A 23,049-nucleotide genomic window follows, 5' to 3' on the forward strand; every position below is an offset into this window, starting at 1 on the left:
ATCCTTCTCGTCGTTCACTTCGCGACCGCAAAGCGGCTCTCATTAATGTGCCGCTGCAAAGCGGCCGGGTTTGCTCAGCCAGGTGTCGATGTAGTCGTACGTCGTCTTCTGGGTGTCGCCGAATTCGCCGGGATGGCGCTCGCACGCCTTGCAGGTGTCGTACATGTGCGTCGCCCCTTCGACGAAAGCGATCGACTTGTCGCGGCTATGTGCCAGTTCGTAGATCGTTTCGCTGGCGAGGTATTCCCAGTGCCCGGTCATACCCATGACCAGCAGCGGCACGGACACGCCCTGCACGTTGCCGGGAGGGCTGGCATACGTCGAAGTCCAGTCCACGCCGCGGACCGACGTCTCGTCATAGCCGAAGTCCGGCCCGGTGCGGATGGCGTAGGAATTGAGGTAGCTGCGCACCGAGGTCTTGAGCGCGCCCTGCATCAGCGAGGGGCTCTGGTTGCGGGTGTTCTGCGGCACGCGCACGCTGGGGATGACCTGCGTGGTCACGCTGCCGTCGGCGTGGAGCAGCGGCCATGCCTTCTGCGTGTGCGACATCAGGCGGGTGTCCTGCGAGAACAATCGGTTGTTACTGCCCAGCAGGATTGCGCCCGGCACGACGAAAGGCTCGTCGTCAGAATAGCTGCCCTTGCCCGCTTCGATCGCGGCGAGGCGGGTCTCGGCCTGCCGGGTCAACGCGGTGCTGCGCGCACCCTCGGCCTTGAGGAAGGCGGCGGTAAACGCCGCGCCGTAATGCGATCCGGATGCGTTGAACCCGTTGGCCGGGTTGTACATGTCGAGCCTGGGATCGAGCGCGAGGCCGCTGGTCTCGTTCCGGACGGCGGGATCGATGCTGAACAGCGTCATCGCCGCCAGACCCCAGTTGGAATCGATCAGCATGAGGCCATCCGCCGGGGGCAGGTTCGCCAGCGAATCCGGGCATTTCCAGATCTTTTCGGCGGATTGGCAGGCCTTTAGCCCGCCCTCTGCCACGAACTGGTATGCGCTCATCACCGTACCGCCGCCGCTATGGCCCAGCAGCACGACGTGCTTCACGCCGGGACGCTGGCGCAGCCATGCGACCCCGGCCTTGGCCTCGATCAGGACAGAATCGAGAATGCCGTCATTCGATGCGCCCGACTTGCTGGTGCTGTTGTTGGCGCAGAGCACGCGGTAGCCCCGGCGCGACAGTTCCGTGCATGCCGAAAAGCTGAGGTAATCGGCCGAGGAATGCATGACGAAAATCGCCGTCTCGGCCTTGGGGCCGGGCGAAGCGGGTTCGTAGAGCACGCCGGGAACACCCTTGGCGAGGTGCACGAACGTGGTCCTGGTCGCGGCGTCTCCGGCCGCCTGCCCCGAAGGTTCCGGCGTTTCCGCGCGGGCCGGCACCTGCTGGAAACCCAGCAGAGCCAGCCCGGCAAGAAGCGCGACTTTGTGACGTCTCGCCATGAGGGCCGTCTCAGCCCTTGATCCGGAAGCCGACAAGGAAGGCGCGGCCGGTCGGATCGTCCGAGAATTCGTAGGCCTGACCGGCAGAGGTGGTGCCGCTATAATAACCGCTGAGCGGCGGCGTCGCGTTGAAGAGGTTCGAAACGCTGACGTAGAACGAGCTGTTGGCGATCTTCAGCGCCGAACCGGTGTCGAACGTCACCGTCAGGTTGGTCGTCGCATAGCTCTTCACGTGAGGATCGAGCCAGACCTGGCTCTCGACGCCGCTGCGCCGGAAACCGTTGCGGTAATGCTCGAAGAGGTCAACCTTGACGCCGTCGCTCACCTGATAGCTCAGGAAGCCGGCAACTTGCACGCTTGGGCTCGGCATCAGGCCGTTCTGGCCCCAACCGGCACCGCCCTGATCGATCGTCGCCACACCCGGCTGTTCATAGTAGATATGCGGCTGGTAGTTCACCAGTACGCGCAGACCGAGCGCGCGGCCCGCCAGCGAGGTGTTGTAGTCCAGCTCGCCGTCGATGCCCCAGGTACGCACCTTCGAGATGTTCTGCGGCTTGATATAGAAGGCCGTGACGTTGCCTGCGGCGTCGCGCTGGATCAGCGAGCAATAGGGCGAAGTGCCATTGCTGTCATAGCAGGCCTGCTGGATCGCGGCGTTGAAGCCCTGAACCGTGGTGATCGCATCGCTTACCACCGTGTGGTAGTAGTCGGCGGTCAGCGTCAGGCCCGGGATGAAGTGCGGCTTGTAGACGGCACCGAAAGTGTAGGTGCGGCCGACTTCCGCCTTCAGGTCCGGATTGCCGTTGTTGATCGAGGGGACATAGACAGTCACCGGATGGTTGGGATCCTTGGTGTCGACGAAGGATCCGGTCACCACGGTTTCCGGCTGGAACAGGTCATAAAGCGTAGGTGCGCGGATATCGCGCGAGATCGTGCCGCGGAACTTGAGGTCGTTGTTGACCTCCCAGACTCCGCCGACCTTCCACGTCGCGTAGCTGCCGCTGGTGCTGTAATCGGTGTAACGCGCGGCGCCGTTGAGCGCGAGCGACTTGGCGAAGGCCACGTCCTTCAGCAGCGGGATCTCCACTTCGATCGCGGCTTCCTTCACGCTCTGCGAAACCGTGTCGCTGTTGGGGAAGGTGGTCGGATAAAGCGTGGTCGTGGCCGTGCAGTTGTAACGCAGGCCGGTGCAATCGGCGAGGTCGTTCGCGGTCGCCGTGCTGGAGGCATCGAACGACAGCTTGCGCCATTCGGCCGAGAGCGCGACGTTGACCGGGCCCGCCCAGGTATCGAACGCCGAACCGCTGATCGCTGCGTCGGCGGCATCCATGTTCGTGTGCGTCAGGAATTCGACGCTGCCGAGCGCATAGTTCAGCGCGTTCTGGCTGCTGGCGGTGGGGCCGAACATGTTGAGCGGCACGCAGTCGCCATACTGCGTGGGATTGGTCAGGCTGGCCTGGCAGACCACATTGCCGGTCGCCGGATCGACGACGGCATCGAGTGCGGCGGCAAGGCGCTGGGCGTTCGGCAGGTTGCTGATCGTCGTCTTCAGGCGCGACGTGCCGTGGGTATAGGTGGCATCCCACTTCCAGCCCCCCAGCGAGCCTTCGATTCCGGCATTCATGTAGATCTGCCGGGTCTTCGAAAGCGCCTCGATACGCGGCGCGCCGGACCAGATCTGGTTCATCGTGAAAGTGGATTGCCCGGCAGCGGCGAACTGGTCCTGATAAGCCTCCGGAAGGAAGGCGTTGGATGTGCTGTAGGTCAGGCCCGCAAGCTGGTTCCACCCGGTGTAGGACGTGTTCTTCTTCAGGTTGGCCGCGCCCTGCACGTAGACGTGGATGTCGTCCGTCAGGTCATAATCGAAGCGGCCGAAGATCTGCGTGCCCCGGAAAGGCGAGATCATCGAACTGTTCTGATAGGCGCCGTCGCCGCCGATCTGGCAGCATGACGATCCGGTCGGCGTGCCCCGGTCGAACGCGCTGAGCACGCCGTTCGAGGCGAAGTGCTGGCCCGACAGCACGCCCTTCGAGGAGATGTAGCCGCCGAATGCGTAGTTGCTGAGGCGAACATTGGTCGCAAGGTAATAGGGATTGGCGGCGGTGCCGCCGCCCTGGACGGCAGCCAGATTGTCCCAGTCACGGTCATAGGCGCGGTTGAGGATGCCGTCGTTTTCACGGTGCTGGACGCTGGCCTCGAAATGGCCGCGCGATCCGACCTTGAAGCCGAACGCGCCGCCGATGTCGCGGTTGGCCGCGTCGCCTTCCTGCGAGATGCCGACTTCGGCATGGGCCTGGAAGCCGTTGAAGTTGCGGTTGAGGACGTAGTTCACCACGCCCGAAACCGCGTCGGAGCCATAGACTGCCGAGACGCCGCCGGTGACGATATCGACGCTGCGGATCAGCTCTTGCGGGATCAGGTCGACGTCGACCGACGAGTTGTAGAGCGTGGGCGGAATACGGTGGCCGTCGAACAGCACCAGCGTACGCGTGGCGCCAAGGTTGCGCAGATTGAGCACGTTGGCGGCGCCGTTGCCGCCTTGCACGCCGGTCGCGTTCGAGCCGGGGTTGCTGAATGAATTGCGCGAGCCGGAGAACACCGGAAGCGTGTTCAGCGCGTCCGAGATCGAGCCCGAGGGCGAGGCGACCATGAGGGAGTCAGTGGAAATCGTGGTCAGCGGGGTCGGGCTCGCCGCGCCGCTGCGGATCACGCGGGAACCGGTAACGATGATATCGGGAACTGAAGGCGCGGGGTTGGCGGCCTGCGGTGCGGTGTCGGCAGCAGCGGGTGCATCGGCGGATTGGGCCATGGCAGGCGCCGCCAGGCCAAGGGCGCTCGCACCGAGCAGCAGGTTGCAAACCAGATACCTGGACTTCATTTCTAGATCCTCCCGAATATCATTCGCGGCGCGCGCCGAACCGGCGCGTTGTCACCCAAACGTTCGGGCCGGTAATTGCATGGGAGCGGACCTGTCCGGATATCAGTTTTGGTCGGCCGTGAATAAGAACCGCATTGCAGGATTGTAATCCCGCCTTGCGTGCCTCCGACCGGACCCGTGGCGAGGTGAACCCGGACGAGTTGAAGCCGTTCAGGCACCGCCTTGCCCGAAGCCTCCATCATCTGGGTCCGTTTGCGAAAGCAATTCGCGCGCACCGATCGAGGGGCCTTTGCGCAGCGCCCCTCGCGGCGAATGTTCGGTGCCATATTGACCTGATCTGGTTCCGCCGCCCGGAAAAATGGCTGAATTACGCATGTTCGCATGTCGGGCGTCGCCGCTACTCCCATTACTGGAAGTGCGTTTCCCTTCGGGGCGGAAAGACGCCTTGCGTAGGCATTTGTGCGGGTTTCCGCGTTTCCAGACCCCCTTTGCGTGCCGTGCGGACATTGGCCCGTTCCCGGATCGCCCTTCCAGGAAGCGCTGCGGGGGTGCCATGCGGCGTTACCCTCGGAACGACTTCACTTCGAAGTGCACAACGAACCTAACGATCTCATTCTGATGCGGAAAAGCAGACCAGGGCGGTCGTCGCGGCGTGTTTCAGACGCTGCTCGCTCGCCCCGGCCGAACCCTCAGGAATGACATTTCGCATGTTCAGCTCAGCTTGCCATATGGTCTCGTCGCTCCGCATCCGGAGGCACTGTGCGGTCTGGCTCCTGCTCGCCGCGCTGACGCTAGGTGCATTGCCGGCCCAGCCCTCGCGGGCCCAGATCCCCGGACAGCCCAACCCGGTCCCGACGATCGACCGCGGGCGTATCGACCGGGTCGAACCGATCGTTCCGCAAGGCGCACCTGTCCGCACCGCAACGCCGGCACCGTCGGTCGAAGTGAAAGGCGCCCCCGCTTTGACGGCGGTGGCGCTGAGGCGGGTCCGGTTCGAAGGCAGCACCCTGCCTCCGCGTGTCCTGCAAACCTCGGTCGCGCCGTTCGCCGGATCGAAGCTGGACAAAGACACCCTGCAAAAAATCGCGGACGCCGTGAGCGCCGCATATGCCCGCAGCGACATCGCGTTCTATGCAGTGACCATTCCGCCGCAAGTGCCGACCGGCGGTGTGCTGATCATCCGCGCGGTCGAAGGTCGGATCGTCAGCTATGCGCTGAACGGACAATCGTCGAGCACGCCGACCCGTCTGATCGGCAAGCACCTCGCGCGCCTGATGGCCGAGACGCCGACGCGCAAGTCCTCGCTCGAACGGACGCTGTCGCTGCTGCGCGACATTCCCGGCCAGACGGTCGAGGCGAAGCTGAAGACGACGGCCAAGCCTGACGAGGTCGCGCTCGATCTTGAGGTCAAGCGCAAGCAGGTCGAAGTCGCGCTCAACATCAACAATGGCGGCGTGGTCAACGTGGTGTCCGGCGTTCAGGCGCAAGTGGGCGTCACGGTCAACGGGCTCCTGCGCGAAGGGGACGTCACACGGGTTTCCGGATACCTTCCGTTTCAGCCCGACCACTATCAGTTCTACACGCTGAGCCACGCCACCCCGATCGGCAGCAACGGCACGACGCTTGGCGTCAGCGGCGCCTATGTCCGCACGCGCACGAAGGGCACCGACATCCTGGGTGAGGCCAAGCAATTGGGGATCGCCATCTCGCACCCGCTGATCCGTTCCTATCGGAAGAACCTGACCGTTCAGGCCGCGCTCGATGGTACCGACAGCGACAACTATTATCTCGATACGCCCTTCGGCCAATTCCGCACCCGCGCACTGCGGCTGGGGGCATCGTGGTCGGAGATCGACAAGACCGGCGGCTATGCCGTGTCGCTGAGCCTGAGCCAGGGGCTGGACGCTTTGGGTGCGCGGCCATTGGAGAGCTATTCGGAAACCGGCTTCCGCAAGGCCAACTTGCAAGGGACTGCGGTCAAGCAACTTGCCAAGTCGGTTTCGATCCAGGCGACCGTGCGCGGACAATACACGCAGGACCTGCTGGCCACGACCGAGCGGTTCTCGCTCGGCGGTGACGGTGCGGGCATTGCCTATCCCGCCGGAGTGGCCACGGCCGACAAGGGCGTGGCCGCACAGGTCGAACTTTCCTGGCAGGTTGCCGGCAAGGAGAAGGGGAAGCACGCCCTGACACTCTTCACTTATGCGGACGGCGCAGTGGCTCGCAGCTTTGCCCGACCGGCTTATCTCTTGCCCGCGACCAATTATTCGCTGGCAACGGCCGGAGGCGGGGTGCGCGTGATGCCCATCAAGGGGTGGGTCGCGTCTGCACAAATCGCGGTCCCTGTCAAGTACTTATATCCCAATTACGATAACAAGGCGAGATTTCTGTTCAGCCTGACGCGGACCGTCTGATTGCGTCCTTTGCGTATACGCAAAACGGGAAGAGCGGTGCCCGCGCCCGGTTCAGGTGACCTGCATTACGTGGAGAGAATATGAAGAATATTTGGGAAGTCTGGCCCAAGGCGCTGACCGATGCGGAATGCGATGCGATCGTCAAGCGCGCGGCGCATTACGCGCCGCAGGAAGCGACGGTGGGATTTTCGGCAGACTTGCGCAGCGATGTGATCCAGCGCAGCTCGACCATCCGCTGGCTCGACGCCGGGCGTGAGAAGGACATCGTCTCGCGCATCATGTCATTCGTTCACGCCTCGAACCGATCGAACTTCGGCGCCGATATCGTCGCGCCTTACGAGGTCCAGTTCACCGAGTATCAGGCCACGAACAAAGGGCACTACGATTGGCATCAGGATGTCTGGCTGGAATCGGATAGGCCCTTCGCCAGAAAGCTTTCAGTTGTTGTGCAACTCTCGCCGTCGGCAGACTACCGGGGCGGCGAGTTCGAGTTCTTCGGCGTTCCAAACCCCGGCACCACTTTCCTCGATCGCGGTAGCATGCTGATCTTCCCTTCCTTCCTGCAACACCGCGTCCTTCCGGTGAGCGAGGGGAACCGGAAGAGTCTGGTGACCTGGATCGAAGGGCCCAACTGGCGCTGAAGGCGACCTCGCATGTGGAAGGTGCTGATCTCTTCGGACCGCATTCCCGCCGCTCCGCTTCATCCGGACATGGTGATCGCCTGCTTCCTTGCACTTCTGGTGCTGTGCGGTGCGGTCGCCTGTACCGATGTGACCCGGCGCCGCATTCCCAATGCGCTTTCACTGGCAGTCGCGTTTCTGGCAGTTCCTTACTGGCTAGGCTGGGCGGGAGCGTGGGGATTGCTGGCGCTGCTCCTTCACGTGCTGCCGATCGGACTTCTGGCGATCCCTTTGGTCTTACTGTTCTGGCTGCGCCTTTTTGGTGGCGGCGACGTCAAGCTGATCCTGGCGATGGCCTTGTGGGTCCCTCCGCAGGATCTTGCCGCGTTCTGCATGGCGGTTGCCCTTGCCGGCGGCCTGCTAGGCGGAGGAATGCAGGTGCTCCATCTGGTGTTCTGGCGCGTGAAAACGGACAGTGTGCCTTATGGACTTGCGATCGCGGCGGGCGCGATCGCCGTGCTCGGCCCGGCCATTCGTCTGGCGCTGGCCGCAAGTTGCGGGATCGCTCGTTAGATCCTCGTCCGTTGGGCCGCCAGACTGACGAGAAATAGAGCCGGATTGAAACCATTCCCGTCCGGTGTGTGAGGTGCTCTCGCAACACGGGTTCTGGCTGAAGCGATATTTTCGGGATTTGGCGGATATTTACGAAAAATGCGGATCAGAAAGACAAAAAAATCCGTTTTCGTCGGCGTGAGGCGAAAAATATGCCGCTAAACAGACTTCGATAAAGCACCAATCGGAATTCTATTCGATTTGAGTAAGTCGTAAAATTGGTATTTTTATTAATGCGTAGTCAGAGGCGTTATCGGGTCTCGACGCTCCTCGGGGGTGTAATTTGCGCTTTAATATAAAACTCTTCTATCGCCACGCAGCTTTGGGCCTGTCTTTGACGGCGTTGCCTTTGGCCACTGCTCTTTCGGTAAGCGCCCATGCCGCGCCATATGGTCCGGATGCCACGACTCCGGGCCAGCAGGCTGTGGCCGATGCTCTCGATTCCATCGCGTCACCTGGAACGACGCCCTATGGCAACATGCTGCAATCGATCGACGCACTGCCGGACTCGGCCGCGCGCGCAAATGCGCTGGGCCAGCTTTCGCCGCAGAACTACCGTCTGCTGCCCCGGCTTGCGATCCAGTCCATGGATGCCAGCGACCGCGAAATTCGCGGTTATCTGGTCGAACGGCGGGAAACCGCAGCAAGCGGCGACGCGCCCAAGCTGGGAGACCAGAGCATCAACTTCATGTTGAGCTTCGGCCTCAAACAAGCCGGATACGAGGCCCGCACGGACCGGCCGCAGGCGAATTCCGATAGCCGTTCGCTGCGTGCCGGCATCGATTTCACGCCGATCAAGGGCCTGATTCTGGGTACAACGCTGGGCATCGACGGGATCGATGCCAATCTCGATCGCAGCCAGCAGCCGCGCATCACCCAGTTCAACGTCGATATCGGGCCCTATGCGAGCTACTCGACCGGCAAGTTCTATGTTGATGCAACGGCGCTCTACAATCGCAGCAGTTACAAGCTCCGCCGTCAGATCAGTTGGAGCGGATTTTCGGACCAGCTACGAACCGGTGGAGACGGTGACAATGCCGCTGCCACGGTCGAGGCTGGTAGCATCCTGCAGCTCGGTGCCCTTCGGGCGCAACCCTTCGCCGGGCTGCAATACCGCTATGCTGATGTAAGCGGTTTCGTCGAGCGCGGCGGTGCGGCCTCCCTGGCCGTGGCGCAGTTCAAGACGGAATCCGTGCGCAGCAGCATCGGTCTGCGTGCCTCGACGACGGCCCGAACAGGTCTATGGACAATCAGGCCGACCGTCGAGGCACAATGGCAGCGCGAGCTGCGCTCCAATCCCGACAGCCGCATCGAGGCGACGTTCGCGAATGGCGGGACGCCGATATTCACGCTTCCCGAATCCCACTATTCCCGAAGCGTTGCCGTGGTTGGCGCAGGCCTGTCCGCGGTGCGCGGAGACCGGCTGACCATTCGCCTTTCCTACTCCGGCGAATTTGCCTCGGATCGTCATGTCCATGGCTTTGCCGTGACGGCAAGCCGGCGCTTCTGAGCACGGTCTTCAAATGTCAAAGAAGTCGGATCGAACCTAATTCCGCACGGTGGGATCGTGCCGGCCCGCTATCATGACATCACAAGGTCGCACGATCGGAGTTATCGATGGCAGGTTTCATAAGGGACATCCTCGCAACCCTGGCATACGAGCCCGCGCCCGCCGAGTTGCTTGCGTCCGATGCCGAGGCGCTGTCGCGGCTGGATGAGCGGCTTTCCGGGTTCGTCCAGGGCAATGTCCGATCGCGCGGGGCGATATCCATTCGCCCCTCCGACTGTAGCGTCTGGGACGGAAATCCCCGCGACGTTCCCGGTCTTTCGGCGGAGAGCTGCCGCTCGCTCATCGATTCCATCGCGTTGGAAGACGGGAACCGGATACCGGTTCTGGTGCGCCATAACCCGACCGGATCGGACCTGCCCTATCAGCTTCTCGTGGGCAGCCGCAGGCGGTTCGCGGTCGATTGGCTCAACCATAACGGGCGGCCGGAAATCCGGCTGAATGCGCTGATTGTCGAGCTTTCCGACGAAGAAGCCTTTCGTCTTGCGGACATCGAAAACCGCGAACGTCAGGATATTACCGAGCTGGACCGGGCGCGCAGTTACCAGAAGGCGGTGGACCAGTTCTACGGCGGCGTGCAGTCGCGCATGGCCGAAGCGCTTGGGCTGTCGAACAGCCAGCTCAGCCGTTTGCTGTCGTTGGCGCAGATGCCCGATGAAGTGGTCGATGCTTTCGCCACGCGCGACGAGTTGCGCGTTCGCCATTCCGAAGTGCTGACACCGCTGTTGCGCCGCCCGCAGCAATGTGAGCGCGTGCTGGCCACGGCGCGTGTGATCGGCGAGGAGCAGCAGAGGCTTTCCGCGACAGGCGAACGGATGATCCCGGCCGCAGCAGTGCTTGCCCGTCTCAAGGCTGCAGGCAAAACCGCGTCCGGCGTCCGGGAGGTCGAAGGCGTAATCGAGCTTAACGGTGCCCGGATCGGGCGGATGCGCAATGTTCGCGAGGGGCTTTCCGTCGAGCTTCTGGTGTCGGAGGGCTTGTCGGTCCGGGACCTTTGCAGCGCTCTGGAGGCCGCGATCCTGGATGCGCGCGCGCAAGTTGAAAGCCAGGACGACGAACTGGATATCGAGGACTGAGTGACCGTTTGGAAATTCGCGACACGCGAATTTCGCGGACTCTGAATCCCTCGTCTCCCGGATGGGGTTCGGCCTGCCGTGCCAGGCCGGACCGCCATGATGATCCTTTGGAAAGAGGTGCTGACCGCGCCGTTACGGTCTGCCCGGGGGATGATCCCCGGCGGGCGCCAATTGCACTCGCACCGGCGCTAATCGACAATCGCTGCGGTGCTCCCGATTTTGCGGGATATTGCCGGCTTTTTCGCAAGATTGCGCGCGTCTTGAAAGCGTATGGTCCGCAAATTCGCGGGCTGCGGCGTGGTTTTGCGTAGGCCTGCGAGGGGTTTTCGAATCTGCGCGCGGGGCTCCGATAGCCACCTCTCGCGACTGCCCTCATGGCGGCTTCTTCTACCCACGATCGGACCGATTGGAGGCCCTAGGTTCCTGCGAACTGGGCAAATTCCATGGAGGTCGACTATGAGACACGATCTAACAAAAGCCGGGCCAACAAAAGCCGGGCGCACAAAAAACGCGAACAGGGGCGGCATCAGATATGCGCTGCTGTGTGCAACGGCGATACCTGCACTTTTGCTTGCCGGCTGCGCGGACGGCGTTGGTTTCAAGGTAGGCGCTGGCGGATCACCGTCGGGCCCCACCAGCCCGAGCGGGCCGAGTGGACCAAGCAGTCCGACTGGCCCCAGCGGACCTAGCGGCCCTAGCGGTCCCAGCGGTCCCAGCGGTCCCAGCGGACCTAGCGGACCAAGTGGTCCTAGCGACCCCAGTGGTCCGACTGGTCCCAGCGGTCCGACCGGCCCGAGCGGTCCGACCGGCCCGAGCGGTCCGAGTGATCCCAGTGGTCCGACTGGCCCCAGTGGTCCGACTGGCCCCAGCGGTCCGACCGGCCCGAGCGGTCCGACCGGCCCGAGCGGTCCGAGTGATCCCAGTGGTCCGACTGGCCCTAGTGGTCCGACTGGCCCTAGTGGTCCGACTGGCCCTAGTGGTCCGACTGGCCCCAGTGGTCCGACTGGCCCTAGTGGTCCGACTGGCCCCAGTGGTCCGACTGGCCCCAGTGGTCCGACTGGCCCCAGTGGTCCGACTGGCCCCAGTGGTCCGACTGGCCCCAGTGGTCCGACTGGCCCCAGTGGTCCGACTGGCCCTAGTGGTCCGACTGGCCCCAGTGGTCCGACTGGCCCCAGTGGTCCGACCGGTCCCAGCGGCCCGACTGGTCCCAGTGGTCCCACAGACCCGACCGGCCCGACGACATCGAGCTATACCGGTCCGGTGGCGGGCGTGGGTGTCGGCGGCACGTCCCTTTTGGGGCCGAGCGGCTCAGGCACGCTGATCAACGTCAACGTCGCTCCCGAAACGGCAACCGATCCCAGCACGGGCGGCCTCGCGGTCGATGTGCTGACGGGTGACGGCAAGGTCGTCCAGGTCGTGCTGCCCACCACCAACGAGCAGACGCAGGCCGCACTGGCACCGGTCGGCTCGCTGGCCGGGGCGCTGCTCGGCAGCCAGGTCGGCGGGACCGTGACGCAAGTCACCGATGGGCTCGCCCCCGTGGTTACGGCAGTCACCTCGACGGTGAATAGCGTCACCTCGCCGCTGCTCGGCACGGTGGACAGTCTGCTGTCTCCGGTCGTGGGCAACAGCGGTGTGCTGGCGCCCGTCACGGGCCAGCTTGGCGGTCTGGTCGACGGGGTGACCGGCGCGCTCGGCGGGAACGGCGATCCGGCACGGACGTACAATGGTCCGCTGATCGGAGTGGATGCCGGCAACAATGCGCTGACCGGTGCAAGCACCACGGACACGCTCGCCGGGGTCAACGTGCTGTCGAACAATCCGGGCCTCGCCTCGGGTCAACTGGTGACGGCCGATGTGCTATCGAACGGCAAAGTGCTCGATGTTGCCTTGCCGACGACGAGCGAGGCGGTGGCCGTGGGGCTTGCGCCGGTGGGCAATCTTGCCGGTTCGCTGCTGGGCAGTCAGGTCGGCGGCGCCGTGGATCAGGTGACGACCGGACTGGCGCCCGTGGTCGCGCCGGTCACGGCGGTTGTCTCGGCCGTTACCTCGCCCATTCTCGATGCGGTGAACGGTTCGCTTGGGCAAGTTGTCGGCAAGCTCGGCACGGGTGAGGGCACGTCGGCCCTTGCGCCGGTAACCGGATTGGTGAGCGGCGTGCTGGGCAGCGTCGGTACCGGTTCCAGCGGCACCGGTTCGATCCTCGCGCCTGTGACCAGCACAGTGGCAGCACTGACGGGCTCCACGGGCTCGGGCAGCACTGCCAACGTACTGGCCCCGGTCACCACGCTTGTGAGCGGTGTGCTCGGCGGCGTCGGTACCGGTTCGGGTGCAACCGGCTCGATCCTTGCACCGGTTACCGGCACTGTCACCGCTCTGGTGAACGGTGTGGTCGGAAGCGTCGGCTCGGGGTCGAGCGGCACCGGCTCGATCCTCGCGCCCGTGACTAGCACGGTCGGCACCCTGACCGGGACTGGCAGTACCGGGAACGTACTGAGTGCCGTTACGGCGCCCGTCACAGCGTTGGTGAGCGGTGTGACGGGGAGTGTCGGTTCCGGCTCAAGCAGCGCGGGCTCGGTGCTCGCGCCGGTGACCAGCACGGTAACGGCCGTGGTGGGCACTGTGGTCGGCGGCGTCGGTTCTGGCTCGACTGCGACGGGATCGGTGCTTGCGCCGGTCACGAATGTCGTCAGCTCGTTGCTCGGCGGCACCACCGGTACCTCGTCGACGGGGGGATTGCTTGCCCCTCTCACCGGGCTGCTGGGCGGTCACGTGAACAAATAGCCTCTGGCGTGCTCGGTGCCCCAAGGACCCCCCATGGCCGAGCACGCTGCACCTCGTTGTTAAACGAGGTGGGGTGAGGGGGCGGCTGAATGTCTCCGGCCGCTCCCTCATTTTCTTTCAATAACGAGACAACGTGTTGGCCCGGGCGGGGTGGATCTTCGCCCGGGCCGCTTTGTTTTCGGAGCCGGTAGCTCCGCGCAGGCGGGAGGCACCGATTGATATTCAATCCGGTGCGTAAAATTGAGCCAGACTGAGTACTTAACCAAACTTGCCGGTTTGCGCAGGCGAAGCAGGGAATTGCGCCGCTTCCCCCGCCAATTTGCGTGCTTCTGCCGCCGGATCATGGGCTTTGCGCTGCCGGTTTCCCGATTTGCGTAGCCACGCGCAGTGTTTGTTACCGGCGGCGTCGGGGGCTTTGGGCGCAGGGAAGCGACATGGCCGGGATGGCTCCTTCTGGATGCGGTCCCCGCCCGCAGCCGCCGTATGCACTGCGACAGACAAGGCCTGCTCAGGGCCACCGCCAAGCCGGAGACTGTCGATGCCAATTCGTCACTTATCTGCCCTTCGCAAGCACGCGCTGCTGGGTACTGCAATTCTGCCCGTTGTCATGCTGGGGGCATGTTCGGGCAGTTCGGGGCTGCACGTTGCTCCCACCAGCCCGAGCGGGCCAAGCAGCCCGAGTGGACCAAGCGGTCCCAGTGGCCCGAGCAGCCCGAGCGGTCCGACTGGTCCCAGCGGCCCAAGCGGCCCCAGCGACCCAAGCGGTCCGACTGGCCCCAGTGGTCCAACAGGCCCCAGTGGTCCAACAGGCCCCAGTGGTCCAACAGGCCCGACCGGCCCGACCGGCCCGACGACATCGAGCTATACCGGCCCGGTGGCAGGCGTGGGTGTCGGCGGCACATCCCTGTTGGGGCCGAGCGGCTCGGGCACGCTGATCAACGTCAACGTCGCTCCCGAAACGGCGACCGATCCCAGCAAGGGCGGCCTCGCGGTCGATGTGCTGACGGGTGACGGCAAAGTCGTTCAGGTGGTCCTGCCCACTACGAACGAGCAGACTCAGGCCGCGCTGGCGCCGGTCGGCTCACTGGCCGGGGCGCTGCTCGGCAGCCAGGTCGGCGGGACCGTGACGCAAGTCACCGATGGGCTCTCGCCCGTGGTCACTGTGGTGACCTCCACGGTCAACGGTGTCACTTCGCCGCTGCTCGGCACGGTGGACAGTCTGCTGTCTCCGGTCGTGGGCAAGAGCGGTGTGCTGGCGCCCGTCACGGGCCAGCTTGGCGGTCTGGTCGACGGGGTGACCGGCGCGCTCGGCGGGAACGGCGATCCGGCACGGACGTACAATGGTCCGCTGATCGGACTGGATGCCGGCAACAATGCGCTGACCGGTGCAAGCACCACGGACACGCTCGCCGGGGTCAACGTGCTGTCGAACAATCCGGGCCTCGCCTCGGGGCAACTGGTGACGGCCGATGTGTTGTCGAACGGCAAAGTGCTCGATGTTGCCTTGCCGACGACGAGCGAGGCGGTGGCCGTGGGGCTTGCGCCGGTGGGCAATCTTGCCGGTTCGCTGCTGGGCAGTCAGGTCGGCGGCGCCGTGGATCAGGTGACGACCGGACTGGCGCCCGTGGTCGCGCCGGTCACGGCGGTTGTCTCGGCCGTTACCTCGCCCATTCTCGATGCGGTGAACGGTTCGCTTGGGCAAGTTGTCGGCAAGCTCGGCACGGGTGAGGGCACGTCGGCCCTTGCGCCGGTAACCGGATTGGTGAGCGGCGTGCTGGGCAGCGTCGGTACCGGTTCCAGCGGCGCCGGTTCGATCCTCGCGCCTGTGACCAGCACGGTTGCGACGCTGACGGGCTCTGCCGCGGCCGGCACCGGCGGTACCGCCGGCGTACTGGCCCCCGTTACCACGCTTGTAAGCGGCGTGCTCGGCGGCGTCGGCTCGGGTTCGAGCGGCACCGGCTCGATCCTTGCACCGGTGACCAGCACGGTCGCGACCCTGACGGGCTCCACTGCGGCCGGCACCGGCGGTACCGCCGGCGTACTGGCCCCCGTTACCACGCTTGTAAGCGGCGTGCTCGGCGGCGTCGGCTCGGGTTCGAGCGGCACCGGCTCGATCCTTGCACCGGTGACCAGCACGGTCGCGACCCTGACAGGCTCCACTGCGGCCGGCACCGGCGGAACCGTCACCGTGCTGACCGCCGTTACCGCGCCGGTAACAGCGCTTGTGAGCGGCGTCCTGGGCGGCGTCAGTTCCGGTTCGGGAAGCACCGGTTCCATTCTTGCGCCGGTAACGGGGCTTCTCAGCGGGCTTCATGGTGGCGGGCAGTAGCCCGCCGCCGTGAGCGCGAACCCGCAAGTCCGAAACACGATCAATTCTTCACAGCTGGGGGGCCCCAAACATGATTGACCTGGATCGCATCAGTCCACCCGATCGTCGCAGCAACTATCTCGTCGTCCTGCGGATCGACAATGCCCGCGCGCTTGAGGCCGCTTACGGAAGCGATGTGCTCTGCGCCGCGGTCGAGCATATCCGGCAGGGCGTCGAGCAGTGCCTTGAGCCCGCCGAAGTGGTCGATGTGACCACGCGCGGTCTTACCGTGCTGGCACACGCCGCCGTGATCGCGACGGACTTCGTGCGCACCCAGGTTGACGAGCTGTGCCTGGCACTCAGCACTTCGCCGCTGCATTATGGCGAGGCGGATATCCTGCTGTCGATTTCCGCCGGATACAGCGATCCCAACGAAGACGGCGTCGACCGCCACAGCACCGAAGCGAAGTGGATGGCGCTCCGCCGCCTCAAGGGGGCAGTGGCACCTGCGCTGGCGGTGGTCCCGTGCAACGAGCATGAGGAAATGCGCTACCGGGCCGACATGGCTATCGCTGCGCCGCTCATCATGCGCCATGTCGCGGGCGAGACCTTCTTCGCATGGCGGCCGATCTTCAGCCCGGAGGATCCCTCGATCGTACTGCGGCACGAGGCCCTGCTGCGCTATCCGGGGGAGCGCGGCGAGCAGTTCGATTGCGCACGGCCCTATCGTGCGCTGGTGCGGATCGGCCTTGCCCACTTGCTGGACCGGTTGCTGGTCATTCGGGTTCTTGACGAGTTGGAAGCCGATCCGGAAGCGGAACTCTCGATCGAGATTGCGCTTCAGAGCCTGTCGTTCGACTTGTGCGGCCAGGACAGCGCCTGGACCGAGCTGATGGCCCGGCTGGAGCAGAAGCCCGAACTGGCGCGCCGTCTCGTTCTGGAGGTCCACGAAGCCACAGCCCATTCGCCGCGCGACGACACCTTCACGTTCCTTGGCGTGTTCCGGGCGCTGGGAGGCCGTCTTTCAGTGGCAGGGTTCGGTTCCTGCAGCGCCTCGATCCGCGAGGTGGCGCGGCTGCGGCCCGACACGCTGAAGCTGGACAGCGCCTTCATCCGCACGGCGTTCAGTTCGGGGCTGAGCCGCGCGCGTTTTGCGGATCTTGTCGATCTGGCGCGCTCGCTGACCGCCATCGTCGTCGCCGACGGGGTGGAGACGCCGGACCAGTGGGACATCGTTGCCGAGCTGGGCGTCCAATGGATCGTCGGTGCGCGGCGCAACCGGGCCAGCACCCGGAGAATCTGGTTTAATCCCGTCTACGACCGGCTGGCGGCGGACGACCTGCTCGAACCGCCGGCCCTGAACATGGAACCGGTTCGCCGGGCGGCCGGGACACGCCGCCACTAAGTCACACCAACGAATAGAGACACTGCTCAGGAAAGGATTGGGACATGAATATCGAATCCCTCAAGCGTGCGAGCGACCTGCTTTCCATCGCCCTCGATATCCTCGATGAGAGCGAGGCCACGGTCACTGCTTCGCTGGTGACGAGCGCCATCGACGCGCTCGATTTCGAGAAATTCGAAAGGGAACGCCGGACCCAGCGCGCCCGCATGCCCCGGCGTCTGCCGCTGCCATCGCTGCGCAGCTGCGCCTGATTTCGGGCGCGGTTCGCGCGCCCGGAAAAAAAGTACAGCCAGATAGGCTGTGGTCGGAGGCAAGCCGGATATAGTTGCGGTATGGGATGTGCAGTCCTGCGGATATGTTGGCCACCAGTGGCGGCTTTGGGGGACTGAAATGCAGCGGCGCGGCGAAGTGCTGGTCATCGACGATGTGATTGCGATCGTCGAGGAACTGGTAACCCTGTTGTCGTGGCATGAGGTTGGCGCGCATGGCGCGACCAATCTCACAGATGCCCTCGAAGTCCTGACGGACTGTCCCGAGATCAGGGTCGTCGCGTGCGACGTGCGGCTCGACAGGGAATCCGGACTGGACATCATACCGCGCATTCTTGAGCACCCCGAATTGCGACGCCGGCCGTTCCGCTTCCTTTTCATGAGTGGTGATCCCATGCAGGTTCAACATTTTCCAGCGGCCTCAGAGCACTACATCCTCACCAAGCCGGTCCAGCCCCGGGCGCTTATGCGGGCGATCACGTCGATGCTCGGCCCGGATGCCGATCCGGAATTCGGGAATGATCGCGACGCGCAGGGCGCGCAAAGCATGGGCGCGTCTCCTCGTGTCTGACTGCCCGTCCAATCAGCTCGACAATCCCCACGCGCTGCGCGCGCTGCTTTCGGAATTGAGCGCGCGAACGGCGGGGGAACTGGTTCATGACTTCCGGCTGGACACAGCCAGTTCGACGATCCGTTTCCGGCGCGGCTATCCTGAAACCCATGTCGACGAGGCCATTCGGATCGCTCCCGGTGAGGGGCGCGATCTGGAGGCGCTTGCCGCTTCCGGCGGAACCAGCGCGATCTTGCACCCGCTTGGGGCGGATGGAGGGAATTTGGAAGTTCTCGTGGCCGACAATCGCGGCGGCGCGCATTGGGGAAGGGCGGTTATCCTGCGCGGCGGCCCGGTTCGGACACGCGAAGCGGCGCACACCATCGCTCACGAGCTGCGCCAGCCCCTCTTCACGATTTCGATTGCGGGAGAGCGGCTGCGCTATCTGCTGGCACGGGCCGGCGTGCCGGAAACGGAAGCAAATTCGGCGCTGGAACGGATCGCGGGGCAAGTCGAGCGGGCGCAAATCATTATTGCGCGAACGCTGGGACAGGGCGACCCGCTCGAAGCGGTGGGCACGCGGGGGCCGGCGGATTTGACAGCGACGGCCAGGAGCGCGGTCGGTTTTCTGGAAGGCATGTTCGCACCGGCGGACATCTCGGTCGAGTTTCGCACCGATGGCCGTCCGGCCCGCGTCAATCTCGATGACGTGGCGCTGGAACAGGTTTTCGTGAACGTGGTGCGCAATGCCATCGAGTCAATCGAACGCCGCCGCTATCAGGGATGGGGCGAGCGCGGCCGCATCACGGTGGAGGTCGCGCGCGAGGGCGGCACGGCGCGGGCCACAGTGACGGATAACGGCGCCGGTCTTTCGAACGATCCCGCTTCCATCACGCGCCCCGGCCATCGTACCGAGAGGGGCCGGCGCGGCTCCGGCCTAGGCCTGTCGATCTGCCGCGACATTCTCGCCCCGGTGAACGGCACCGTGCGGCTGGCGGCGGGCGGCGGCGAGGGGGTTATCGTCGAAATAACCGTCCCGATTGTCGATGGCGCCAAAGCCTCAGATATCGTCACGACCTAGACGAATAAGAAAGCGCGTTCCCGTGTTGCCCCAATACTGGCAGCGAAAGTCTCCGGACGCGGCAAGGGCCACATGTTCGACCAGCCAATGCGTGGCATGATCGAGCATCGGCCCTGGCACCCTTTCCCCGTCCTCGCCAAAGCATTGCACGGAAATCACCACGAATGCGGGGCTCAGCCGGGCCATCAAGCGCACTTTACCTTTGCGCTTGGCGCCGTCGGGCGCGGTGAAGCTGGCAAATGCGTTGAGAAGCGCGGCAACCGTCATCATTTCCAGCGCGCCGTGCTGGGTGGGGATCAAATGCTCCAGCCCGTCTCCGGCAAGGTCGATGGAAACGCCATGATGGCGCACATTGGACTTGGTGGCGGCGACCGCGCGCTCCAGCGCACTGCGCACGTTGAGCGTGGTCAATTCACGGTTGCCGTCGCGGCCGAAACCGCGGAACAGCCCCAGAATATAGGCCGCCGTCTCGGTATGGGTTGCAATTCTGGCGACGCGATCGGCAAGATCGGCCTTGCGTGCCGGATCGATGTCGAGCTGTTCGACAATATAGCCCAGATTGCCGTTGGCCATTGAGATCACATTGAGCGGCTGCGCCAGATCATGAAGCATCCCGCTGGTGATCCGACCCAATAGCAAGTCGCGCGCCACTGGCACGAGACCGGCGTCGCCCCAGGTCAGCAGGCGTGCGTCCCCCATCGCCAGATGCCGCGCGGCCCCGCAGCCAAGGTACGCCGCGCAAGGAATGCCGATGATCGAAATCATTGCGCCACCGGAACCCGCAAGCAGAAATCCCGTGGCACGGCAGGCAATCACCAGCGCGAGTGTCAGCACCCATGTCCAGCGTGGGGGTTGAAGCATCGTGGGTAGCAGGCGCCGGGGAATGGCGATTGCAAGGATCGCCAGCCCGAGCAGTATCCAGCATTCGAGCGCGTGACGCGCGCTTTCGTTCAGCAGGAGGTTGAGCCCGAACACAGCGGCGATGAGCGAGAGCTTGAAACGGTTGGTCAGCACCAGCAACGCGCCCAGCGCGGCGGCGGCGGGCATGGCGGCGAAGGGTGCACGATGGACCGTCAGTGCGAAAATCACCGCACCGAAGCCGATGACCGTGGGAAACAGCTGGGTTCCGTCCTCCCAGGCGCGCATGCGCAAGGACAGCGGCGTCAGAAATCGCCGGGCCTTGCCGCCTTCCTGTGGCAGCGGATCGTCGAGCTCGGGCGGCGCAATGTCTTTCTCCCGCTTCGCCGCAAAGGACGCGAGTTCGACCACCGTATTGTCGATGTTTCTCATATTGCGTGCGCTCCCCCAAGTCGACGCGGACCCCCAATGGGCATCATTTGCCGCTTAAGCCTCATTTGCAAGGATCTCTCTTGGTCAAGATTTATGGGGCATTTGCGGCGGCATGGAACAAGCATCGTCTGCCATTTCGATTTTCCGCCGAACGAACATAAGGATCAGGCGCTGTTCTTTTCTGCATTGGCGCGCGAGAAATGCGGAATTGGTTAAAGACAATTCATCTTTGCGCGCCGGAATCGCCGTTAATTGTGCGACGCAACATTATTCTTCCCCATCATTGAGACCAGGAAAACCAGGTAAAAGAACCAATACGGACATGATCGGAAGTACTTTTGCCTCATCGCGCGCGGTCGAGACCCGCGGGTTTGCGGTGCGGACGGCCCGCAGCCGAATGCGGCGTGCCAAAACGCAAATCCGGTAGTCCCCCTCGATGCCCTCGCATCGGCTTCTTCTCCACACGCTGCGGAATCCGAGAATGGATATTGTAGGCACGCAACATCGCATTCCGATCGCGCAAAGTGGGAAAATGATCCGTTTTGGATGCCACGCCGCCGATCGATTTGCGTAAGCGCAAGGTTCTGGGGGTGATTGCATGCGCTTGGGTTCTAAAGCGAAGCTGACGATAGGCGTCGGACTCGTGGCGGCGTGCAGCTTCGCCGTCATGGGGCTTCGCGAACTTGGCAGGTCCAGTCAGACCGTGCCCGATCTTGCCGCGCATGCTGCCGCGCAGAATGTGGCGCCTGCCCGGCCCCTGCTGGTCGCAACGACAAGGACGATCACGACCGGCGAAACGATCCGCGCGGATATGATCCGCAACGCGACGGCCGACCTTGCGAAGTTTCCGACTGCGGCATCTTCCGTCGAAGTACTCGGCAAAGTCGCCACGCATGATATTCCGGCCAATTCGCTCATCCCGCGCAGCGTGATCGATCAGGAGACCAAGCTGGCCATTCGCGTGCCCATGGGGATGCGCGCGATCAGCATCGATACGACGGCGGAAATCGCCGTGGCCGGTCTGGTTCGCCCGGGCGACCGCGTGGACGTGCAAGTCGTCTACCCCGGCGAGGATGCGATAAGCGGTGCACGGGGCAGCGGCCGCAGCGAGGCGCGGACTCTGCTCCAGATGGTGCCGGTGCTCGCCGTGGGGGATGTCGTGGTGGGCACGCCGCCGCACGCAGGCATCGCGTCTGACGTGAGCGCGCCGCCCCCGCCCGCGCGGACCGTCACGCTGGCACTTTCGCCGGAGCAAGTGTCCAGGCTCTCGCTCGCGAAGAACACCGGTGCGCTTTACCTCTCGCTGCGCAATCCCAGCGATCAGGCTCAGGTCGAGCTGGCGGCAGAAGAAACGCCGCGATCGCTGGCGCCATCGGCGCTGCGTTCCATCGCGCCCGTCAGAGCGGCACCGAAAATTGTCCAGAGAACGGCCGTGCGGCCCGCTCCCCGTCCGGCGCCCAAACCTCGCGCCATCGAACTGGTGGTCGGCGGTAACAGCCAAACTATCTACTCAGGGAGTGCGCCGCATTGAAACCCTTCGTGGCCTCCTGTCTTGCCGTTGCGGCGGCATCCTTGTCGGTCTCGCTTCCCGTTTCCCCCGCGCGCGCGCAGGAGGCTGGATCCAGGCGCGAAACGCTCCAGGTCGACGAGAAGCGCACGCTTTCGTTCGCGGATGACATTGGCCGCATCGAAGTCAGCCGCGAAGGCGTGATCGCGGTTTCGGCCCCGACATCCCGTTCGCTGAAAGTGACCGGGGTCGGCGGAGGCGAGGCGCAGCTTACGGTCTATGCCGCCGACGGCAGCGTGCTCGGCCAGACGCTGGTGAATGTGGAGACCGCGCAGACGGCAGCATCCGGCGGCGGGGCTGGGCCTGCAGGCTTCCGGCCCGGCGAGAAGGTCGTAGCCGTGGATGTCCAGTTTGCCGCGGTGTCCAGTTCCACGCTCCGGGCGCTTGGCTTCAGCTTTTCGAAGCTGGCCGGCGATCTTCAGGGCGCGGTGATTTCGCCCAGCAGCCTGGTCAGTTCGAGCTTTACCAGCACTGGCCTCAGCATCGATGCTACAGCGCCGCTCCAGAGCGCGTTCAACCTTTTCCTGTCGGCGCCCAATCGCGGGATCGGGGCGGTACTCAGCGCGCTGTCCTCCAACGGGCTGTCGCAGCTTTTGGCCCAGCCCACGTTGCTGGTGCGTTCGGGCGAGCAGGCCAGCTTCCTGGCGGGCGGCGAGTTTCCGGTGCCGGTGCCGCAGTCCTACGGCGGTTCGGGCAATACCATCTCGATCCAGTACAAGGAATTCGGGGTGCGGCTGACAGTGACGCCTTTCGTGCTCTCGAAAGACCATATCGTTCTCAAGCTGGCGCCCGAAGTCAGTGAGCTGGACTACAACAATGGCGTCCAGCTTCAGGGCTACACCGTGCCGGGCATCCGTCGCCGGTCGGCGGAGACCACGGTGGAACTGGGCAGCGGCCAGAGCTTCGTTATCGCCGGGCTCAACTACAGCAACAGCTCGATCTCGAAGGACAAACTGCCGCTGCTGGGCGACATTCCCGTGCTCGGTGCCTTCTTCAAGCGGCAGCAGAACCAGCGGGAGCGGCAGGAGCTGATTATCGTCGCGACGCCGCGACTGGTCGAGCCGGACGCCGTCCCGGCGCCGCTTCCAGCATCCATGACGCCGGTCGATCCGACGATGGGCCAGATGATCGTGGGCAATGACGGCGTCGATCAGGCCGTGGGTTCCTTTGGGGTAGTGAGGCGCTGAC

17 protein-coding genes are annotated in these 23,049 nt (G+C 64.4%); 13 read left to right on the forward strand and 4 right to left on the reverse strand.

Annotated features, from left to right (window positions below; all coding sequences use genetic code 11):
* Nucleotides 1-42 precede the first annotated feature (42 nt).
* Entirely contained in the window at nt 43-1,440 is a 1,398-nt protein-coding gene (locus AC1VVK_RS18280) for an alpha/beta hydrolase family protein (protein ID WP_482906214.1), read from the reverse strand.
* A 10-nt stretch (nt 1,441-1,450) separates the two neighbouring features.
* Nucleotides 1,451-4,318, reverse strand: a complete 2,868-nt coding sequence (locus AC1VVK_RS18285) for a TonB-dependent receptor domain-containing protein (RefSeq protein ID WP_482906215.1) — start codon at nt 4,316-4,318, stop codon at nt 1,451-1,453.
* A gap of 707 nt (nt 4,319-5,025) precedes the next feature.
* Between AC1VVK_RS18285 and AC1VVK_RS18290 the strand changes: the two genes are divergently transcribed.
* The 6 genes from AC1VVK_RS18290 (at nt 5,026) to AC1VVK_RS18315 (ending at nt 13,391) form a co-directional block, all read left to right on the forward strand.
* Nucleotides 5,026-6,732 (forward strand): ShlB/FhaC/HecB family hemolysin secretion/activation protein, encoded by a 1,707-nt coding sequence (locus AC1VVK_RS18290; protein ID WP_482906216.1) that lies wholly within the window; start codon nt 5,026-5,028, stop codon nt 6,730-6,732.
* Between the two features lie 80 nt (nt 6,733-6,812).
* On the forward strand, nt 6,813-7,373 hold the full coding sequence (locus tag AC1VVK_RS18295; RefSeq protein WP_482906217.1) for a 2OG-Fe(II) oxygenase: 561 nt from the start codon (nt 6,813-6,815) through the stop codon (nt 7,371-7,373).
* A 12-nt stretch (nt 7,374-7,385) separates the two neighbouring features.
* Complete coding sequence (locus tag AC1VVK_RS18300) at nt 7,386-7,925, forward strand: prepilin peptidase (RefSeq protein WP_482906218.1); 540 nt, start codon at nt 7,386-7,388, stop codon at nt 7,923-7,925.
* Nucleotides 7,926-8,313: 388 nt separating this feature from the next.
* Complete coding sequence (locus AC1VVK_RS18305; protein ID WP_482906219.1) at nt 8,314-9,474, forward strand: autotransporter outer membrane beta-barrel domain-containing protein; 1,161 nt, start codon at nt 8,314-8,316, stop codon at nt 9,472-9,474.
* A gap of 107 nt (nt 9,475-9,581) precedes the next feature.
* Entirely contained in the window at nt 9,582-10,607 is a 1,026-nt protein-coding gene (locus AC1VVK_RS18310) for a ParB/RepB/Spo0J family partition protein (RefSeq protein WP_482906220.1), read from the forward strand.
* A 1,260-nt stretch (nt 10,608-11,867) separates the two neighbouring features.
* The gene (locus AC1VVK_RS18315; RefSeq protein ID WP_482906221.1) at nt 11,868-13,391 is read left to right on the forward strand and encodes a hypothetical protein; all 1,524 of its coding nucleotides are present in this window, start codon (nt 11,868-11,870) and stop codon (nt 13,389-13,391) included.
* A 605-nt stretch (nt 13,392-13,996) separates the two neighbouring features.
* On the opposite strand, the gene AC1VVK_RS18320 is transcribed toward AC1VVK_RS18315, so the two are convergent.
* Nucleotides 13,997-14,248, reverse strand: coding sequence for a hypothetical protein (locus AC1VVK_RS18320; RefSeq protein WP_482906222.1), 252 nt, complete (start codon nt 14,246-14,248; stop codon nt 13,997-13,999).
* A 17-nt stretch (nt 14,249-14,265) separates the two neighbouring features.
* Here AC1VVK_RS18320 and AC1VVK_RS18325 point away from each other — a divergent pair, with 17 nt between their 5' ends.
* The 5 genes from AC1VVK_RS18325 (at nt 14,266) to AC1VVK_RS18345 (ending at nt 19,004) form a co-directional block, all read left to right on the forward strand.
* On the forward strand, nt 14,266-15,720 hold the full coding sequence (locus AC1VVK_RS18325; RefSeq protein ID WP_482906223.1) for a hypothetical protein: 1,455 nt from the start codon (nt 14,266-14,268) through the stop codon (nt 15,718-15,720).
* Between the two features lie 70 nt (nt 15,721-15,790).
* The gene (locus tag AC1VVK_RS18330) at nt 15,791-17,104 is read left to right on the forward strand and encodes an EAL domain-containing protein (protein ID WP_132391605.1); all 1,314 of its coding nucleotides are present in this window, start codon (nt 15,791-15,793) and stop codon (nt 17,102-17,104) included.
* Nucleotides 17,105-17,148: 44 nt separating this feature from the next.
* On the forward strand, nt 17,149-17,355 hold the full coding sequence (locus tag AC1VVK_RS18335) for a hypothetical protein (protein ID WP_132391603.1): 207 nt from the start codon (nt 17,149-17,151) through the stop codon (nt 17,353-17,355).
* Between the two features lie 139 nt (nt 17,356-17,494).
* Nucleotides 17,495-17,944: a response regulator gene (locus AC1VVK_RS18340; RefSeq protein ID WP_482906224.1), complete on the forward strand. Its 450-nt coding sequence runs from the start codon at nt 17,495-17,497 to the stop codon at nt 17,942-17,944.
* On the forward strand, nt 17,937-19,004 hold the full coding sequence (locus AC1VVK_RS18345) for a sensor histidine kinase (RefSeq protein ID WP_482906225.1): 1,068 nt from the start codon (nt 17,937-17,939) through the stop codon (nt 19,002-19,004). The genes AC1VVK_RS18340 and AC1VVK_RS18345 overlap by 8 nt, the downstream gene beginning before the upstream one ends.
* Here AC1VVK_RS18345 and AC1VVK_RS18350 read toward each other — a convergent pair.
* Entirely contained in the window at nt 18,984-20,294 is a 1,311-nt protein-coding gene (locus AC1VVK_RS18350) for a sensor histidine kinase (protein ID WP_482906226.1), read from the reverse strand. The genes AC1VVK_RS18345 and AC1VVK_RS18350 overlap by 21 nt on opposite strands.
* A 598-nt stretch (nt 20,295-20,892) precedes the next feature.
* Here AC1VVK_RS18350 and cpaB point away from each other — a divergent pair.
* Nucleotides 20,893-21,825, forward strand: a complete 933-nt coding sequence (gene cpaB, locus AC1VVK_RS18355) for a Flp pilus assembly protein CpaB (RefSeq protein ID WP_482906227.1) — start codon at nt 20,893-20,895, stop codon at nt 21,823-21,825.
* Nucleotides 21,822-23,048, forward strand: coding sequence for a type II and III secretion system protein family protein (locus AC1VVK_RS18360; protein WP_482906228.1), 1,227 nt, complete (start codon nt 21,822-21,824; stop codon nt 23,046-23,048). Before cpaB ends, AC1VVK_RS18360 begins: the two co-directional genes overlap by 4 nt.
* The last annotated feature ends 1 nt before the right edge of the window (nt 23,049 follow it).

The sequence above is a fragment of the Novosphingobium sp. BL-S-32 genome, assembly GCF_056857055.1.

Coding starts and splice junctions, on each gene's coding strand:
- AC1VVK_RS18310 (WP_482906220.1), top strand. CDS start 9,582: ATGGCAGGTTTCATAAGGGACATCCTCGCAACCCTGGCATACGAGCCC.
- AC1VVK_RS18280 (WP_482906214.1), bottom strand. CDS start 1,440: ATGGCGAGACGTCACAAAGTCGCGCTTCTTGCCGGGCTGGCTCTGCTG.
- AC1VVK_RS18350 (WP_482906226.1), bottom strand. CDS start 20,294: ATGAGAAACATCGACAATACGGTGGTCGAACTCGCGTCCTTTGCGGCG.
- AC1VVK_RS18320 (WP_482906222.1), bottom strand. CDS start 14,248: ATGTCGTCGGGCCGGTCGGGCCGGTCGGGCCTGTTGGACCACTGGGGC.
- AC1VVK_RS18295 (WP_482906217.1), top strand. CDS start 6,813: ATGAAGAATATTTGGGAAGTCTGGCCCAAGGCGCTGACCGATGCGGAA.
- AC1VVK_RS18300 (WP_482906218.1), top strand. CDS start 7,386: ATGTGGAAGGTGCTGATCTCTTCGGACCGCATTCCCGCCGCTCCGCTT.
- AC1VVK_RS18340 (WP_482906224.1), top strand. CDS start 17,495: ATGCAGCGGCGCGGCGAAGTGCTGGTCATCGACGATGTGATTGCGATC.
- AC1VVK_RS18285 (WP_482906215.1), bottom strand. CDS start 4,318: ATGAAGTCCAGGTATCTGGTTTGCAACCTGCTGCTCGGTGCGAGCGCC.
- cpaB (WP_482906227.1), top strand. CDS start 20,893: ATGCGCTTGGGTTCTAAAGCGAAGCTGACGATAGGCGTCGGACTCGTG.
- AC1VVK_RS18290 (WP_482906216.1), top strand. CDS start 5,026: ATGTTCAGCTCAGCTTGCCATATGGTCTCGTCGCTCCGCATCCGGAGG.
- AC1VVK_RS18335 (WP_132391603.1), top strand. CDS start 17,149: ATGAATATCGAATCCCTCAAGCGTGCGAGCGACCTGCTTTCCATCGCC.
- AC1VVK_RS18330 (WP_132391605.1), top strand. CDS start 15,791: ATGATTGACCTGGATCGCATCAGTCCACCCGATCGTCGCAGCAACTAT.